This window comes from Pseudomonas sp. RIT288 (genome assembly GCF_000631985.1).
Taxonomy (GTDB): domain Bacteria; phylum Pseudomonadota; class Gammaproteobacteria; order Pseudomonadales; family Pseudomonadaceae; genus Aquipseudomonas.
In genome coordinates this window covers 232,251-249,369 of sequence record NZ_JFYN01000012.1, presented here as the reverse complement: position 1 = coordinate 249,369, position 17,119 = coordinate 232,251, and the positions used below count along the sequence as shown (strand labels likewise).

Here is a 17,119-nt window from a genome sequence, read left to right as displayed (position 1 = left end):
GCGCCGGTCTGCCCGTTGCACATCGGGCAGGCCGGGCAATCTCAGGGCGCCGCCGCATTGAAGATCAGGTGCACGTTGCCATAGTAATTCCCCGGTTTGTAGCCGCCGGCGGGCGTGATCGGCTGGATCTCCAGCGCGTAACGCCCGCCGGCCCTGGCCTGCTCCGCAGAAACCACCTGACGTGGCGTCTCGTGAGTCAGCACGGTATCGGCGAAGCTGACGCGCAGATAAATGTTCTGCTCCTCGCGACCATTGGACAGAAACGCTACGTTCTCCAGGCGAGCCTCGATGGCACTGGTGTCGTGCCTGAGGTCGAAGTGTTTGCGCAATCCGCCGAGGCTCTTGGTGCTGATATTCCACGGCAGGATCTGCGCACGATGAATCCAGTCCGTTTCGGCCGGTATCACATAAAAACCCAGCGTCGGAATATCCACCGACACCTCGAACCGGTGCTCTTCGCGTGCCGCAAACGATTCTGCGCTGAACAGGGTCAGAACGCCCGCGCACAGAGTCATCAACGATGGCTTGATCATCTCAGGTCACCCCGTGATGAGAGGCCGGCTACGCGCAGGGACTTCTTGCTGTCGCCTTCCACCAGATTGAAGCGGTATTCACGTCCGGCCTGCTTGTCGAACTCGAAACTGTTGCCAGCGCGGATGTGGTGTTTGGTGGTTGGCTGGCAGGCGGTTTCGTCTTTCAGCGCACAATTGCGAAACTCGTCGATCAGCACCACGGTGTTGCCGTTATTGCGCACTCGATACGTCGCCGGAGTCTCTTCGATCACGCTGTCGAAACGCCTGTCTTTCGGGCGCACAAAGAACACCGTACCGAAACCGGTCATGACGTTGACCCCGGCCGACAAGGTGTTTTTGTATTGCTCACGCTCCTCGGCGGACACGGCGAATTCGTCTTCCTTTTCCGGGACCACCGGAATGAACCGCACGCGAAAATAGCGTTCCTGGTCACGCTCGCCCATCATCAACAGACGCGTACCCTGCATGCCGTTGGCCGGCACGATCAGCCGCGCGGGGCTGGCCATCAGGCCGTCTCGACTGCTCATGTCAGCCTGGCTCCTGACCTCGATTTCCCGCGAGGTGCCGTCGGCGTCGTAGAGGATTTCGAGGATGTTGACCTTGACGAATGCGGTGCTGTCGCCGCTGTTGAATACCCGTTTCAGGTACGTGCTCTTGTCACCGTCGAGGTAGTCGTAGACCGTCCCGACATTGATCTGCGGGCCGGCCTGCAGGGCAAAGGGCAGCCCGCTCAAAACCATCAATAACACCAGACGTTTCATCACCTTGATTCCTTGGTCGTTGAACACAATGCCGAATCGACTCATCGCTGAATGGCCCATCAGATATCCGAATCCCAGATCACAATGACAGTGCCGGAATAGCTGTCGCTCACGCCGGGCTGCAGCATGCTTTCCATCGAATGCGGCGGAACTTCGAAATGCAGGGTTCCCGGGGCTCGATCCACATAAAAACCCGGTTTGAAATACAGAGCACTCCCAGCGCCGGGCTTCAACGGCATGCGCCGCACCGGCTGGCCGGCAAGATCGGTTATGCCATTGGGCATGCTGACGCTGACGTGCAGCTCGACTCGACGGTAATTATTACTGTCCTGCAATCCGCACTCGGCACCTATTCCGGGGCCGCAATTGATCAGCATCTTGAAGCGTGACGACGCCGAGATGTTGAAAGTCTGGTCTCGAAACAGGCTGACCGGCCGCCGTCCGGCCTGCAGCCAGCTCTGCCAGCCACCGTTGGGAACCAGGCGGACTTTCTCGCCACCGGGCGGGATGTCGACCTTGAGGGTGTGCTGCACATTCAGATTGAAATTCAAGGTCAGAGACGAACTCGACGGCAACATCACATCGCCAAAATCGAAATCCGCATTCGGCCCGACGCGGTAGGTCAGCGAACCGCTGTAGTCCCCCGACGACATGCCCAGCGGGTCGGGGGTGACCAGTTCATAGGCAAAATCGAGGTGTTCCAGTCGCAACCACGGCACATCGAACTTCGCCTGTTTGGTGCAGGCAGTGGCTGCGGGAGTCTTCCAGAAAAACGAGTATGAATCGGGGGAGTACCAACCCACACCGCTGTACTGACAGGGTTCGGGTGCATAGACCCAACTCAAGCCCCACAACAGGTTGTGGGCGCTGCGATCGTCTTCGGCGCCCTCCACCAGTTTCATCACATTCTCGGTCACATAGCGCGAACCGATACCGACGATCCGCACCTTGACGATTTTTGGCTCGCGGGTGGTCTCGTGATAGACCGTCAGCTCACGCCACTGCACGGGTACCTGAAACGTTGCCCCTTGCCGCGGCGAGGGATGATTCGCCGCAATCGGCACACGAGCGTTGAACTGAATCGGCACCTGCAAGCTGAATATTTCGTGCTGCTCGCACTGCGCCGGGTCGTAGGTGCAGTAACCACTGGAGGGCGTGGTGTTCTGGAACTTGTTGCGGTGCGGATAAGACGAGTCCGGCTTGAACTCGGCGGTGATCGACACCTGTTCGGCGTGAGCCGCAGATACCGTGCCGGCAACCAGCACAACAGCGGCCAGCCCGCGACGCAGGTATGTAGCCAAGGGTGAGACGTTCATGTCTGCAAAATCTCCTGAAGCAGGCCGTATCAACCCGCGGTGTGGGCCTGTTGGGTGACGTCGGCCAACGTGTCCGGCGAGCAGCGCAAATCGCCGATCATCAGCACGTTGTTTTCGCTACGGTGTTGGTCGGGGTCGAGCCGGAACTGGCACAGCAGTTGATCGGCGTAGCGCACTTCGAGGGTCGGTGAGCCGGCGTGCATTTCCATCGAGAAAAACCCGTCGACTTCGCTGACCCCACGGCTGGCGTGATTGATCACGTGATGGCCTTTGAGCGGCTGGCCCTGCGGATCGAGCAGACGTCCGAGTACGGTGACGGTTTTCATCACCCGCACCTTGCGGTACGCCACGCCGCCCTTGTTCAGGTGATAGCGGGCGCGGGACGGTTCGATGTTGGCGGCCGGAACGTGATTGCCTTCGAAATCGAAACTCACCGAACTGTTGCGGTACGCCGTGAGCGGGATGAAATTGCGCCCTGGCCGCAGCGCTGAACTGCCGCCGCTGAGGTCGTCGGCGCGCAGGGCGATGTCGGCGATATCCGACTCGACATCGACGATCATCCCGGCACCTCGGCCCTGATGCTGGCTGGTCATGACCAGTTGCTGACCGCCGACGATCACGCTGCTGTCCAGGTTCACACCGCCGGTAAAGTTGCCGTTGTAGGACGAGCGCTGCACGAAGCCGTCGCCATTGACCCAATCGGTACGGAAGTTGGCCAGGCTCGAAAGACCGACGCCGTAGGTGTCGGTCAGCGCCGTGACCGAAACGCTTTGCAGAATGTGATTCTGCAGATCCTTGCGATAGCCGATCGAGCCATTGTTGTCGCGCCCGCCATCGCGGGCGGTGCGGCTGCCGATGCTGCCGGAAATCTGCTGGCCCGGCCCGCCCAGCGCCATGTTGATGCTCAGGTCGACCCCACGATTACGGGCCTCGCCACTGCTGTAACTGCCCGGCCGGTCGAACAGCGACAAGCGCCAGTTGGCATCGCTGCCAAACAGCTCGGTGCGTTGCGTCCAGCCCAGGTCCATGCCCACGCCTTCGACGTTGCCCGTGCTGTGCGAGACCCGCGCACTCAGCGAGTCCTTGCGGCTGATGCGATGGTTGAGCGCCAGCGACGAGTTGCTGGTTTCGCCAGTGAACACATTGCGCTGACGTACGCGAGTCCCGTCGGGTAGCGTGTCGTAGATGTTGCGTGTGTCGAGCCAGCTGCGGTTGTGGCTGACCACCAGGCTGCCGGCGCCATAGTTATAGAGGCCCTGCACATCGGCGCCGGTGCCGTGGTCTTCGGTCTGATAGAGGTTGGCGAAGAGGCTGATGCTGTCGGCCAGGCTCCAGTCGATCGAGGTGCCGTACTGCAAGGTGTCGCGTACCTGACGCGCCGACAGGCCGAGGATCACGCGCGGGTGCAGCAGGTAGTTGAGCGCGGCGCCGGCGGTGAGATCACCGCTTTGCTGTTCCTCCCAATTGCTCAGCAGTTTACTTTCCTGCCCGGCGAACACGTTATAGCGCCAGCGCTGGTCGAGGTTTTGCCAGTTGACCGGTTTGTAGACCAGCTCCTGAGTGGTTGAAGTGGTCTGGCCATCCTCGATCAGGCGGACTTCGACTTCGTAGATGCCGCCGGGCAAGGGCCGGGTATCCAGCGTCTGTAAACCGGCCGGCACGGCTTGCGTGTTGATCAACAGGCCATCGCGATAGACTTCCACCGACGCCTGGCGATTGGCCGTGACGAATATCGGGTAGACGCTGGGCCGCGGGCTGTCGACCGCCAGGCTGTCGGAGCTGCCATACATCACGCCGACCGCCGTGTCGGGGCTGGTGCCGAACGAACGGGGCTGGCGGGTCAGGCCTTCGGAATTGGGGGTGAAATAGCCCAGGCGGAAAAAACTGCCCTGCAGTTCGCGCTGGGTGTAGAGCTCGTGTACCGCATGATAGGTCTTGGTGTCCGGCCCGCCGAGGCGCGCCAGTTGCATATTGAAGGCCTGGCTCCAGTTGCCGAGACTGGCACTGGCTTCCAGACCGAAACGTCCGCCCAGATCCTGGTTCTGGCCGCCATTGAGGTTCAACTGATTACGCAGCATCAGACCGCTGCTCCCCCCCTCGGGCTGCTCATGGAAGCGTTGCGTCTGCAGATCGCGCTCGGCGTTTTCGGTGGCGATCGAGAGCAGTGAATTTTCCAGGTTGTAATGCACCGCCAGCAGTTGCTCGGGGCACTGCCCGCTGCAGCTGCCCAGGGCTACGCCGGATTTGAGGAGGCTGGCCCAGGTTTCGCGCTCGGCGGCACTGATACGGCTGTCGCTGGTGTCGGTGAAGTCGAGCAAGGTAATGCGATCATCGCGCGACAATACAATCATTGCCTCGCCCAGCGGTTGTTGATCAAGTTCGACACGAACCGCCAAAGGCACATCAAAGAAATGCTCTTCAAAGTCCGCCGGAAGACCTTTCGCCTGAGCCAGCAAACTTCGCGGGGTATTATCGACTGGAGGCGGCGCCGCCAGTACGCTGCTGCTCAAAAGCAACGCAAGCGCAGCCGCGATGGGCGTCATCGGATACATGGATTAATACTCTGATTACCGGAAGTAAAAGCCCGGCCGGGCAACTTGAAAGTTGCCGGCCGGTTACGTTACTGGACAAGTAACGTCAGGTATTGCCGTTATGACTCAAACCGAAGGTTCGACGACCAGCATGACCACACCGGTGTAGTCGCCAGCGGCCGGTTTGGCACCGGTGGCGCTGATCTTGAACGGCGCGCGATAACGTGTATTGGACTCGGTATCGCCCACGACTTCCTGCGAAGTGGTGGTCAGCGTCCTGCCGTTGAGTTCGACCTTCAGGTCGATGGTGTTGTTACCGCCAATCAGCTTCGGCACCCCTTCCAGACGTGCATGAACCTTGCCGGCAGTGTGCAGCACGTCGAAGTGCCCGTTGACTTCGCGCATCGAATTGGTGGCCGGGTTGTAGCTCATGTCCTGATCCTTGTTGACCAGGTCGGCATCCACCGGCACCGCATAGAAGTCGTCAGCCGGTACGTGCGCCACGAGACTGATGGAGTGCTTGGCTTCAGTGGCGGCAAACGCCATCGAGGCGCTCATGGCCAGGACAGTCAGAGGGGCGGCAAAGGCGAGTTTCTTGAGCATCATTGAATACCTGTCTTATATAAATTAGTTGAGTCGTCGAGCAGTCAAGGCGAACAGAACAGTCACGAGCAGTCAGTGCTCACCGTTAACTTTCAACGCCGAAGAATGTTCAACCAATTTATCTTTAAAGTAAGCAGGCAACGTCCTGCGACCTTGTAGCCTGGACGCCATTAGATGAGAAAGAAAAAACCGTGAAATTCAGGAAAGTTCCTGTCCAACTGTAAGAACCAGACTACAGCGCGCCAGCCGAATGACTGCACGCGCCACAACTTCGCAGCAACTTCCGTAAGACATGTACCACACTTTCCCGTAAATAAAGGGCGAAACGGAATATTAGAGAATCAGCACTAATCTGCGCCTTTGCCGGGGGATTTAATACTGCGTTTTCTTGATCATTTTCCGGGTTTTGCCGCCGCAGATTCGATCGGTCAGGTGTGTGCCGTTGGTCAGGCCCCCTTGCCAGTACGTAAAGATATATCTTAAGTTGTATCTAAACACGACGAGAGAGCAGGCAAATGAGAGACCATCATTCCCCCCACCATCACCGCGAACACGGCGACGGCCGTGACGGCTTTGAAAAACGCCCCGGCCGTGAACGCGGCGGACGCGGCCCACGGGTCTTCGCCCCCGGTGATCTGAAATTGTTGCTGCTGGCGCTGATCGCCGAGCAGCCGTGCCACGGCTATGACCTGATCCGCCAGATTGAAGGCATGTTCGACGGCGCATACAGCCCAAGCCCCGGCGTGATCTACCCGACCCTGACCTTTCTTGAAGAAAGCGACCTGATCAGCGGCGACGCCGAGGCCGGCAAAAAACGCTACAGCGTGACCGACGCCGGTCGTTTGTCTTTAAGCGAGCAAGCGGTAGCACTGGACGGCGTGCGTATGCGCATCGACGTCAGCAAACGTTCGTTGCGCGGCCATGACCGGCCGCCGGAAATCCACGAGGCAGTGCACAACCTGCGTCACGCCTTGCAACTGCACCACGGACGCTGGAGCGCGGAAGAAATCCAACGGGTTGCCACGCTGCTCAACGACACCGCCAAAGCCATCGTCGACGGCCCTGCCGTTCAAACTGCCCCGGAGAAAGCCGAATGACTGCAGTCGATACCCAAACCATTCACCGCGTGATGCACGAAATCAAACGTCGCAAACTCGAAGTCCTGCGCGTGGTCGACCTGACCCCGCGCATGCGCCGCATCACCCTCGGCGGGCCGGAGCTGGCCGGGTTCATCAGCCTGGGCACCGACGATCACGTCAAACTGCTGTTCCCGCAGAACGCCGAACAGGCTGCAGCACTGGAGACCATGGTGCTCGGCGCCGGCAAGGACAACGGCCCGCTGCCCGAGATGCGCGACTACACCCCGCGTCGCTATGACCTGGACAAACTCGAGCTGGACATCGACTTCGTCCTGCATGGCGACGGCCCTGCCTCGACCTGGGCCGAACAGGCCCAACCGGGGCAATTCCTGCACATCGGCGGGCCGCGCGGTTCGATGATCGTGCCGGATATCTTCGACAGCTACCTGCTGATCGGCGACGAAACCGCCCTGCCCGCCATCGCCCGCCGCCTCGAAGGTCTGGCGAGCAATCGCAAGGCGCTGGTGGTCATCGAAGTGGAAAATGGTGCCGAGCAACAACGGCTGGAAAGTGCAGCGCAGATCAACGTGATCTGGGTCCTGCGCGAAGGTGGCAAGGACAACCTGCTGACCACCGTCAAACAGTTGCAAGTGCCCAAGGGCAATCTGTATGCATGGGTGGCGACCGAAACCAAGGTCTCGCGGCAGATCCGCCGGGTGCTGCTGGATGAGCATGGGCTGGATGAACAGCTCATCAAAGCCGTCGGCTACTGGCGCGCCGAGGGTTGCGCAGAAGAGTGATATCCCCTGTAGGAGCTGCCGCAGGCTGCGATCTTTTGATCTTGTTTTTGAACAATCAACGTCAAAAGATCGCAGCCTGCGGCAGCTCCTACAGGTGCTCTAACTTCGTGCAAATCTCCAGCGATCCAAGCCAATCACCAACAACCCAATCACCACAAATCCCACCAATATCCCCCCGGCATTGATGAACACCTGTGCATAACCGAGCATCGCCACATCAATGAACGGATACGCGTAGGCGCCAAGCAGATGCCCGCGCAGCAAGGCGTAAACGAAGTACACCAGCGGATAGACCAGCCACAGCGCCAGGTGCTTCAGGCGCAACGTCCCCTTGGGCACGCAACACCACCAATAGCCGAGAAACAGCAGCGGCATCACGTCATGCAGCAATTCATCGGCAATAAACTGCCAGCCTTCGGGGTGCCACAAATGCCGCAGCAAAATGCTGTAGGCCAGCCCCACCACAGCAATGCTCACTGCCACCCCGCTACTGACCCACGGCTGCAGAAACCAGCGCTGCGCAACGGATTCACGCCGGGTGACCGCGCAGGTCAGCACGGTCGCCACCAGGGTGTTGGTCAACACCGTGAAGTAACTGAAGAAACTCACCAGCCCGCCCAGCAGGCTGGCATCGACACTCAGTCGCGCAAGGAAAATCAGGTACAACTGAATGCTCAGCCCGGCCCAGCCGAGGGTGGCGATGAGTGTGATCAGGCGTCGCCGCGCAACGGCGTCCATCTCAGAGCGGACGCTTGGTGCGCATCAGTTTCACGTACAAGCGCTCGACCTTCTCCCGCGCCCACGGGGTTTTGCGCAGGAAGGTCAGGCTCGACTTGATGCTCGGATCGCTCTTGAAGCAGCGGATATCGATGCGCTCGGCCAACCCCGCCCACTCGTAATGCGCCACCAGCGCATTGAGGATCTGTTCGAGGGTTACGCCATGCAGCGGATCGGGAGTGTGGTCGTTCATGCCAGGCCTTTGGACGGAGTGAAAATGCACAAGCCGCGCACCTTAGCCGAGGGGCCGGCGCGGTGGAAGGTCTTCCTTCAAATGTAGGTCAAGGTCAAAAGATCGCAGCGCCTACAGATGTATGCATTTCAATGTAGGAGCTGCCGCAGGCTGCGATCTTTTGCCACTGTTACAGATTGCGAAAAGCTGCATGTCCACAAAACCGCTTTGTCTTTTTGTTACAGATCATTATCCTGCCGCCCTTCAGCTGAATCGCTTCACTGCCTGCGTCAAATTGAAGCGCTCGGTTTACCCCCGGAAAACACCAAAAAAAGACTGACCCATGCTTGATTTTTCCTTCTCCCGAGACAGCGCTATCTCAGCCCTGCGCCTGATCGGCGGCTGCACCGCGCTAGGCTTCGCCACCTACGCCCAGACGGCCCCCGCCTTCGACAGCGACTCACCGTGGATGCTCGGTGACTGGAACGGCAGCCGTACCGAACTGGCGGAAAAAGGCTACGACTTCAAACTCGACTACACCGGCGAAATGGGCAGCAACCTGCACGGCGGCTACGACCACGATCGCACCGCACGCTACAGCGATCAGTTCGGTCTGGGCACGCATCTTGACCTGCAAAAAATCCTCGGCTGGGACGATGCCGAATTTCAGCTGACCATCACCAAGCGCAGCGGCAACAACATCAGCAACGACCGGATCAACGATCCACGCGTTGGCGGCTTCACTTCGGCCCAGGAAGTCTGGGGCCGCGGCCAGACCACGCGCCTGACGCAGATGTGGTACCAGCAGAAATTCTTCGACCAGAAGCTCGACATCAAGGTCGGCCGTTTCGGTGAAGGCGAAGACTTCAACAGCTTCCCGTGCGACTTCCAGAACCTGGCATTCTGCGGCTCGCAGGTCGGCAACTGGGTCGGCGGCATCTGGTACAACTGGCCGGTCAGCCAATGGGCGCTGCGGGTCAAATATCACCTGACCCCAGAGCTGTACGCGCAGGTCGGCGCCTACGAACAGAACCCGTCGAACCTCGATCGCGGCAACGGCTTCAAGCTCAGCGGCAGCGGCACCCAGGGCGCCGTGTTGCCGGTGGAGCTGGTGTGGACGCCGAAGCTCAATGGCCTGCCGGGCGAATACCGCGCCGGTTACTACTACAGCAGCGCCAAGGCCTCTGACGTCTATAAAGACCAGAACGGCCAGCCTGCCGCACTGAGCGGCGAAGCCTACCGCAGCGCGTCGAGCAAACACGGCGTGTGGTTCGGTGCCCAGCAGCAAGTCACCAGCATCGCCAGCGACCATTCGCGCGGTTTGAGCGTGTTCGCCAACGCGACGATGCACGACAAGAAAACCAACGCGATCGACAACTACGTGCAGGCCGGCGTGGTCTACAAAGGCCCGTTCGATGCCCGCGCCAAGGACGACATCGGTTTCGCCCTGGCCCGTGTCCACGTCAACCCGGCTTTTCGCAAGAACGCCGAAGCGAGCAATCAAGCGCACGCCGTTTACGACTACGACGATCCGTCCTTCCTGCCACCGCAGGACACTGAATACAGCGCCGAGCTCTATTACGGTGTGCACCTCGCCAACTGGCTGACCGTGCGCCCGAACCTGCAATACATCCGCCATCCGGGCGGCGTGGATCAGGTTGATGACGCACTGATCGCGGGGATCAAGATCCAGTCGTCGTTCTAAACGACTGACGCAAATCCATTGTAGGAGTGAGCCTGCTCGCGATAACGGTGTTTCAGGCGAGATTACCAGTGACTGACACACCGCTATCGCGAGCAGGCTCACTCCTACAGAAGAAATTCGTTAGCTAGACAAGTTTTTATCTGAACCATACCTGTGCCCAATCGTCATCTAAAGTGACTACAGCGCGGGACTACATAAACGTCACGGAGAATCACACTATGAGCACCGAAAGTGCTTCGAGTCGGGGCCGTCTGCTACCGAGCCTGCTCGGCATTCTGCTTCTACTGATGGGCCTGGCCATGTTGGCCGGGGGAGTCAAGCTGAGCATGCTCGGCGGCTCGCTGTACTACCTGCTGGCCGGTATCGGCATTGCGCTGAGCGGCATTCTGTTGCTGTTGCGTCGTCGTGCCGCGCTGGGCCTGTACGCCATCGTGCTGTTCGCCAGCACGGTCTGGGCCCTGTGGGAAGTCGGTCTGGACTGGTGGCAACTGGTGCCGCGACTGGCGCTGTGGTTCGTCCTCGGTATCGTGATGTTGCTGCCGTGGTTCCGTCGTCCGCTGCTGCTCAACGGCCCGGCGCCGACGGGCACTGGCGGTCTGAGTGTGGCCGTGGTTCTGGCCGGCGTCACTGCCCTGGCCAGCCTGTTCACCCACCCGGGCGAAACCTTTGGCGAACTGGGCCGTGACACCGCGGACATGACCAGCACCGCGCCAGCCATGCCTGATGGTGACTGGCAGGCCTATGGCCGCACCGAGTTCGGTGACCGCTACTCGCCGCTGAAGCAGATCACCCCGGCCAACGTCGGCAAGCTGCAAGAAGCCTGGCGCATCCAGACCGGCGACCTGCCGACCGCTGATGACCCGGTGGAGCTGACCAACGAAAACACCCCGCTCAAAGCCAACGGCATGCTCTATGCCTGCACCGCGCACAGCAAAGTGCTGGCGCTGGACCCGGACACCGGCAAGGAAATCTGGCGCTTCGACCCGCAGATCAAGAGCCCGGTCGGCTTCAAGGGCTTTGCCCACATGACCTGCCGTGGCGTGTCGTACTACGACGAAGCCGCTTACGCCAAGTCGGAAAACGCCGCTTCCGCCGTCATCTCCGACGCCGGCAAAGCCGTTGCTCAGGCTTGCCCGCGTCGCCTGTACCTGCCAACCGCTGATGCGCGCCTGATCGCCCTGAACGCCGACACCGGCAAGATCTGCGAAGGCTTCGGCAAAAACGGCGTGGTCGACCTGACCCAAGGCATCGGCCCGTTCACCGCCGGTGGCTACTACTCCACCTCGCCAGCGGCGATTACCCGTGATCTGGTGATCATGGGCGGTCACGTCACCGACAACGAGTCGACCAACGAGCCATCGGGCGTGATCCGCGCCTTCGACGTGCGCGACGGCCACCTCGTGTGGAACTGGGACAGCGACAAGCCAGACGCCACCGAGCCTTTGGCGCCGGGCGAAACCTACAGCCGCAACTCGGCCAACATGTGGTCGCTGGCCAGCGTCGACGAAAAACTCGGCATGGTCTTCCTGCCACTGGGCAACCAGACCCCTGACCAGTGGGGCGCCGACCGCACCCCGGGCGCCGAGAAATTCAGCGCCGGCATCGTTGCCCTCGACCTGGCCACCGGTAAAGTGCGCTGGAACTACCAGTTCACCCACCACGACCTGTGGGACATGGACGTTGGCAGCCAGCCAACCCTGCTCGACATGAAAACCGCCGACGGCGTGAAACCGGCGCTGATCGCTCCGACCAAACAGGGCAGCCTGTACGTCCTCGACCGTCGTGACGGCACGCCGATCATCCCGATCAAGGAAATCCCGGTACCGCAAGGCGCCGTGAAAGGCGACCACACCGCACCGACCCAGGCCCGTTCGGACCTCAACCTGCTGGCCCCGGAACTCACCGAAAAAGCCATGTGGGGCGCCAGCCCGTTCGACCAGATGCTGTGCCGCATCCAGTTCAAGGAACTGCGCTACGAAGGCCAATACACGCCTCCATCGGAACAGGGCAGCCTGATCTACCCGGGTAACGTCGGCGTGTTCAACTGGGGCGGCGTCTCGGTCGATCCGGTTCGCCAGATGCTGTTCACCAGCCCGAACTACATGGCCTTCGTCTCGAAAATGGTGCCACGCGAGAAAGTCGCCGCCGGCAGCAAACGCGAGAGCGAAACCGCTGGCGTGCAGCCAAACACCGGCGCGCCATACGCGGTGATCATGCACCCGTTCATGTCGCCACTGGGCGTACCGTGCCAGGCCCCGGCCTGGGGCTACGTCGCCGGTATCGACCTGACCACCGGCAAAGTCGTGTGGAAACGCAAAAACGGCACCAGCCGCGACAGCTCGCCAATCCCGATCGGCTTCACCCTTGGCGTGCCAAGCATGGGCGGCTCGATGGTCACTGCCGGCGGCGTCGGTTTCCTCAGCGGCACCCTCGACCAGTACCTGCGCGCCTACGACGTGAACACCGGTAAAGAACTGTGGAAATCGCGTCTGCCTGCGGGCGGCCAAGCGACTCCGATGACCTACACCGGCAAGGACGGCAAGCAATACGTGCTGCTCGTTGTGGGTGGTCACGGCTCGCTGGGCACCAAGATGGGTGACTATGTGATTGCGTACAAACTGCCGGAATAAGTTTTAGCGGCGGTAAAGGAAAGGCGATGTTCCGTGAGGGGCATCGCCTTTTTTGTGCACACCATTTCTGCATACACCTGAGAACCCTGTGGGAGCGAGCCTGCTCGCGAAGGCGTCAGCACATTCCACATCTACGGTGCCTGACACAATGCTTTCGCGAGCAGGCTCGCTCCCACAGGTTGAAAAGTGTTTGTCTGTGGGAAATGTGCTCGTCCTACAAATGCTGGTGATTGCACGGAGTTTTCCGACAGGTCGCGTCGGTTGTGCCTCGGAAATCGACTGGATAGGCTCTGAGGGTCGCTGGAAATTCAGCGGCCGGGCGTCGCGGCCCGTAGTCCATTCGATTTGATGCATAATCGCCAGCCCAAACGGGAGCGCTCAGGTGCTCTGTGTTTGGTTTGATGGTGGCTGTGCGCGGGATACCTTCGGGTATGCCGAGATTGCCGAATGGCTCGGTCCGCGAACCCGCGTACAGCTGCCTCCTGTTATCGCGTCGCGGCTATATGTGGCAGCTCCACTTCTCATTCGGAGCTTCACCATGATCAAACCAACCCCTGATCCGCCCGCAGCGGAAAGCACGTCCCCCTACGAATCCCTCGATTCCAGAAAACTCCACGACGCCGCCGAACGCGCCCTCGACCACTACCTGAAACCCTTCGCCGCCGCGGTGAGATTCCACAACCCCAGCAACATGTTCCAGGTCGCCCCGGACATGGACAACGAAAGCCTGCTGGTTCACGCCTGCGAATCACTGGCCCAAGCCAGCCTCATGACCAGCGACATCGCCAAGTACATCGACATCCCGCAGCGCCGGACGATTCTGGCCATTCAGCAAATCATCATGCTCGCCGAACTGGCGGTGAACCGAGTGCTGGATAACCACGAAATCTCGCAGTCTCCCACACACAACTAATCCCCCAGTGGGAGCGATCCCGCTCGCGAAGCGAAGCCATTACACGATGTAACTGCGTAGGAGCTGCCGAAGGCTGCGATCTTTTGATTTTGAAGATCAAAAGATCGCAGCCTTCGGCAGCTCCTACAGAGGGATTGGATGCAGCCAGTTGGAGAATGGTCGGCTGTCAGGCCGCCATCGCTGGCAAGCCAGCTCCCACAGTTTTGATTTGTGTATGCCCCATGCGGCGCAGCCGCCCCACTCCAGGATGAGCGTTAGCTCGGCTGCAGCTCCTGATCTTGATCTTGATCTTGATCCACGGGCGACGTCGGAAGGCTGAGTGGAGGGATTGATCCGGGGGTGGGAGCGCAGCGACCGTTTGGCGCAGCCAAACACAGCGAGAGGAGGTGCAGCGAAGCAAACCGGAGGCGCTGCCCCACGGATCAGTCCCGCAGCGAAGGAACCCCGAGCCCCAGCGAGCGGGCCGAACGCAGGAGCAAGCCTTTTTTTGCTTACTTTTTTGAGGCGTTTGTCAAAAAAGTGAGTCGCCGTAAGGGCGAAACCCTAAGTAGCCGTTACCGAAAAAACGGATATGTACACAAAAAACCAAGAACCTGGTCGGCCCAAAGGCCGCCAAGCCCAAAGCGTGACGCCTGTCAAAACCCTGAACACCCAAGCAGAAACACCGCCCCCCATTGAAACCACCCAAAGCCTGCCCCATCTAAGACCCATACCCCATTGCGCAGGTGCCCCAATGAGCGACCAGCAAGAATTCCCCGACAACCCCGACGACTACACCGAAGCTGAGCACATCGAACATCACTCCACCGGCAAAGGCCTCGCCCTGCCCGGCCAGAACCTGCCGGACAAGGTCTACGTCATCCCGATCCACAACCGCCCGTTCTTCCCGGCCCAAGTACTGCCGGTCATCGTCAACGAAGAACCCTGGGCCGAAACCCTCGATCTGGTCAGCAAATCCGAACACCACTCCCTGGCCCTGTTCTTCATGGACACGCCCCAGGAGGACCCGCGCCACTTCAACACCAAAGCCCTGCCGGAATACGGCACGCTGGTGAAGGTGCACCACGCCAGCCGCGAAAACGGCAAACTGCAATTCGTCGCCCAAGGCCTGAGCCGCGTGCGCATCAAGACTTGGCTCAAACACCACCGTCCACCATATCTGGTGGAAGTCGAATACCCGCACCAGCCGACCGAGCCGACCGACGAGGTCAAGGCCTACGGCATGGCGCTGATCAACGCGATCAAGGAACTGCTGCCGCTCAACCCGCTGTACAGCGAAGAGCTGAAGAACTACCTCAACCGCTTCAGCCCCAACGATCCGTCGCCGCTGACCGACTTCGCCGCCGCCCTCACTTCGGCGACAGGTAATGAGCTGCAGGAAGTGCTCGACTGCGTGCCAATGCTCAAACGCATGGAAAAAGTCCTGCCGATGCTGCGCAAGGAAGTCGAAGTCGCGCGCCTGCAGAAAGAGATCTCCGCCGAGGTCAACCGCAAGATAGGCGAGCATCAGCGCGAGTTTTTCCTGAAAGAACAACTCAAGGTGATCCAGCAGGAACTCGGCCTGACCAAGGACGACCGCAGCGCCGATCTCGAACAGTTCGAGCAACGCCTGGAAGGCAAAGTGCTGCCGGCACAGGTGCAGAAACGCCTCGAAGAGGAAATGAACAAACTGTCGATCCTCGAAACCGGATCGCCAGAGTACGCGGTCACCCGCAATTACCTCGACTGGGCGACTTCGGTGCCGTGGGGGGTGTACGGCGAGGACAAACTCGACCTCAAGTACGCGCGCAAAGTGCTCGACAAACACCACGCCGGCCTCGACGACATCAAGGATCGCATCCTCGAATTCCTCGCGGTCGGTGCTTATAAAGGCGAGATCAGCGGCTCCATCGTATTGCTGGTCGGCCCGCCGGGCGTGGGTAAAACCAGCGTCGGCAAATCCATCGCCGAATCCCTCGGCCGGCCGTTCTACCGCTTCAGCCTCGGCGGCATGCGTGACGAAGCCGAGATCAAGGGCCACCGCCGCACTTACATTGGCGCGCAGCCGGGCAAACTGGTGCAGGCGTTGAAGGACGTCGAAGTGATGAATCCGGTGATCATGCTCGACGAGATCGACAAGATGGGCCAGAGCTACCAGGGCGACCCGGCCTCGGCGCTGCTGGAAACCCTCGACCCGGAACAGAACGTCGAATTCCTCGACCACTATCTCGACCTGCGCATGGACCTGTCGAAAGTCCTGTTCGTGTGCACCGCCAATACCCTGGATTCGATTCCCGGGCCGTTGCTGGACCGCATGGAAGTGATTCGCCTGTCGGGCTACATCACCGAAGAAAAAGTCGCCATCGCCAAGCGTCACCTGTGGCCGAAGCTGCTGGAAAAGGCTGGCGTGTCCAAAGGCAGCCTGAGCATCAGCGACAGCGCGCTCAAGGCCTTGATCGACGGTTACGCGCGTGAAGCCGGGGTGCGCCAGTTGGAAAAACAGATGGGCAAACTGGTGCGCAAAGCGGTGATGAAACTCATCGACGACCCGAAAGCGGTGATCAAGCTCGGCCCGAAAGACCTCGAAGCTTCGCTGGGTCATCCGGTGTTCCGCAACGAACAAGTGCTGTCCGGCACCGGTGTGATCACCGGCCTGGCGTGGACCAGCATGGGCGGCGCGACCCTGCCGATCGAAGCCACTCGAATTCACACGCTCAATCGCGGCTTCAAACTCACCGGGCAACTGGGCGACGTGATGAAAGAGTCGGCGGAGATCGCCTACAGCTACGTCAGCTCGCACCTGAAGCAGTTCGGGGGCGATGCGAAGTTCTTCGACGAAGCCTTCGTCCACCTGCACGTACCGGAAGGTGCCACACCGAAAGACGGCCCGAGCGCCGGCGTGACCATGGCCAGCGCCCTGCTCTCGCTTGCCCGCAATCAACCGCCGAAAAAAGGCGTGGCGATGACCGGCGAACTGACGCTGACCGGGCATGTACTGCCGATTGGCGGAGTGCGCGAGAAGGTGATTGCGGCGCGGCGACAGAAGATCTTCGAACTGATCCTGCCGGAGCCGAACCGCGGCAACTTCGAGGAATTGCCGGACTATCTGAAGGAAGGCATTACCGTGCACTTTGCCAAGCGCTTTGCGGATGTGGCGAAGGTGTTGTTCTGATCATCATGTAGTGTCTGATACAGCGCTTTCGCGAGCAGGCTCACTCCTACAGGGTTTTGTAGTGAACACAAATATTGTGAACACCGCCTACCCTTGCAGGCGTGAGCCTGCTCGCGATGGCGTCGGTGCTGACAACACTGAACCTGCC

At 60.2% G+C, this 17,119-nt stretch carries 13 protein-coding genes; 6 read left to right on the top strand and 7 right to left on the bottom strand.

Going from position 1 to position 17,119, the window contains the following annotated elements:
- Positions 1 to 41: 41 nt before the first annotated feature.
- The 5 genes from BW33_RS12840 to BW33_RS12820 form a co-directional block, all read right to left on the bottom strand.
- The gene (locus BW33_RS12840) at positions 42 to 533 is read right to left on the bottom strand and encodes a CS1 type fimbrial major subunit (protein WP_047599333.1); all 492 of its coding nucleotides are present in this window, start codon (positions 531 to 533) and stop codon (positions 42 to 44) included.
- Positions 530 to 1,294 (bottom strand): pilus assembly protein, encoded by a 765-nt coding sequence (locus BW33_RS12835; RefSeq protein ID WP_047599726.1) that lies wholly within the window; start codon positions 1,292 to 1,294, stop codon positions 530 to 532. Before BW33_RS12835 ends, BW33_RS12840 begins: the two co-directional genes overlap by 4 nt.
- 59 nt (positions 1,295 to 1,353) lie before the next feature.
- Positions 1,354 to 2,610, bottom strand: a complete 1,257-nt coding sequence (locus tag BW33_RS12830) for a hypothetical protein (protein ID WP_047599331.1) — start codon at positions 2,608 to 2,610, stop codon at positions 1,354 to 1,356.
- 29 nt (positions 2,611 to 2,639) lie between these two features.
- The gene (locus tag BW33_RS12825; RefSeq protein ID WP_047599330.1) at positions 2,640 to 5,162 is read right to left on the bottom strand and encodes a CS1-pili formation C-terminal domain-containing protein; all 2,523 of its coding nucleotides are present in this window, start codon (positions 5,160 to 5,162) and stop codon (positions 2,640 to 2,642) included.
- A 105-nt stretch (positions 5,163 to 5,267) separates the two neighbouring features.
- On the bottom strand, positions 5,268 to 5,744 hold the full coding sequence (locus tag BW33_RS12820; protein WP_177327482.1) for a CS1 type fimbrial major subunit: 477 nt from the start codon (positions 5,742 to 5,744) through the stop codon (positions 5,268 to 5,270).
- A 515-nt stretch (positions 5,745 to 6,259) separates the two neighbouring features.
- On the opposite strand from BW33_RS12820, the gene BW33_RS12815 reads away from it, so the two are divergent.
- Positions 6,260 to 6,841 (top strand): PadR family transcriptional regulator, encoded by a 582-nt coding sequence (locus tag BW33_RS12815; RefSeq protein WP_047599328.1) that lies wholly within the window; start codon positions 6,260 to 6,262, stop codon positions 6,839 to 6,841.
- Positions 6,838 to 7,623, top strand: a complete 786-nt coding sequence (locus tag BW33_RS12810) for a siderophore-interacting protein (RefSeq protein ID WP_047599326.1) — start codon at positions 6,838 to 6,840, stop codon at positions 7,621 to 7,623. The genes BW33_RS12815 and BW33_RS12810 overlap by 4 nt, the downstream gene beginning before the upstream one ends.
- A 99-nt stretch (positions 7,624 to 7,722) precedes the next feature.
- Here BW33_RS12810 and BW33_RS12805 read toward each other — a convergent pair whose 3' ends face one another.
- The gene (locus BW33_RS12805; RefSeq protein WP_047599325.1) at positions 7,723 to 8,361 is read right to left on the bottom strand and encodes a Pr6Pr family membrane protein; all 639 of its coding nucleotides are present in this window, start codon (positions 8,359 to 8,361) and stop codon (positions 7,723 to 7,725) included.
- Between the two features lies 1 nt (position 8,362).
- Positions 8,363 to 8,593 carry a VF530 family DNA-binding protein gene (locus BW33_RS12800; protein WP_047599323.1) on the bottom strand — a complete coding sequence of 77 codons (231 nt, stop codon included), beginning with the start codon at positions 8,591 to 8,593 and terminating at the stop codon, positions 8,363 to 8,365.
- Positions 8,594 to 8,915: 322 nt separating this feature from the next.
- Here BW33_RS12800 and BW33_RS12795 point away from each other — a divergent pair, with 322 nt between their 5' ends.
- The 4 genes from BW33_RS12795 (at position 8,916) to lon (ending at position 16,971) form a co-directional block, all read left to right on the top strand.
- Positions 8,916 to 10,277, top strand: a complete 1,362-nt coding sequence (locus BW33_RS12795) for a carbohydrate porin (protein WP_047599322.1) — start codon at positions 8,916 to 8,918, stop codon at positions 10,275 to 10,277.
- Between the two features lie 218 nt (positions 10,278 to 10,495).
- A complete protein-coding gene (locus BW33_RS12790) occupies positions 10,496 to 12,907 on the top strand; it encodes a glucose/quinate/shikimate family membrane-bound PQQ-dependent dehydrogenase (RefSeq protein ID WP_047599321.1) in 2,412 nt (803 codons plus the stop codon).
- 538 nt (positions 12,908 to 13,445) lie between these two features.
- Entirely contained in the window at positions 13,446 to 13,820 is a 375-nt protein-coding gene (locus BW33_RS12785) for a DUF6124 family protein (RefSeq protein WP_047599320.1), read from the top strand.
- 733 nt (positions 13,821 to 14,553) lie between these two features.
- Positions 14,554 to 16,971: an endopeptidase La gene (lon, locus tag BW33_RS12780; protein ID WP_047599318.1), complete on the top strand. Its 2,418-nt coding sequence runs from the start codon at positions 14,554 to 14,556 to the stop codon at positions 16,969 to 16,971.
- The last annotated feature ends 148 nt before the right edge of the window (positions 16,972 to 17,119 follow it).

Bases quoted from the DNA above. Each gene is read 5' to 3' on its own strand.
- BW33_RS12840 (WP_047599333.1), bottom strand. From the start codon at position 533: ATGATCAAGCCATCGTTGATGACTCTGTGCGCGGGCGTTCTGACCCTG.
- BW33_RS12835 (WP_047599726.1), bottom strand. From the start codon at position 1,294: ATGAAACGTCTGGTGTTATTGATGGTTTTGAGCGGGCTGCCCTTTGCC.
- BW33_RS12830 (WP_047599331.1), bottom strand. From the start codon at position 2,610: ATGAACGTCTCACCCTTGGCTACATACCTGCGTCGCGGGCTGGCCGCT.
- BW33_RS12825 (WP_047599330.1), bottom strand. From the start codon at position 5,162: ATGTATCCGATGACGCCCATCGCGGCTGCGCTTGCGTTGCTTTTGAGC.
- BW33_RS12820 (WP_177327482.1), bottom strand. From the start codon at position 5,744: ATGCTCAAGAAACTCGCCTTTGCCGCCCCTCTGACTGTCCTGGCCATG.
- BW33_RS12815 (WP_047599328.1), top strand. From the start codon at position 6,260: ATGAGAGACCATCATTCCCCCCACCATCACCGCGAACACGGCGACGGC.
- BW33_RS12810 (WP_047599326.1), top strand. From the start codon at position 6,838: ATGACTGCAGTCGATACCCAAACCATTCACCGCGTGATGCACGAAATC.
- BW33_RS12805 (WP_047599325.1), bottom strand. From the start codon at position 8,361: ATGGACGCCGTTGCGCGGCGACGCCTGATCACACTCATCGCCACCCTC.
- BW33_RS12800 (WP_047599323.1), bottom strand. From the start codon at position 8,593: ATGAACGACCACACTCCCGATCCGCTGCATGGCGTAACCCTCGAACAG.
- BW33_RS12795 (WP_047599322.1), top strand. From the start codon at position 8,916: ATGCTTGATTTTTCCTTCTCCCGAGACAGCGCTATCTCAGCCCTGCGC.
- BW33_RS12790 (WP_047599321.1), top strand. From the start codon at position 10,496: ATGAGCACCGAAAGTGCTTCGAGTCGGGGCCGTCTGCTACCGAGCCTG.
- BW33_RS12785 (WP_047599320.1), top strand. From the start codon at position 13,446: ATGATCAAACCAACCCCTGATCCGCCCGCAGCGGAAAGCACGTCCCCC.
- lon (WP_047599318.1), top strand. From the start codon at position 14,554: ATGAGCGACCAGCAAGAATTCCCCGACAACCCCGACGACTACACCGAA.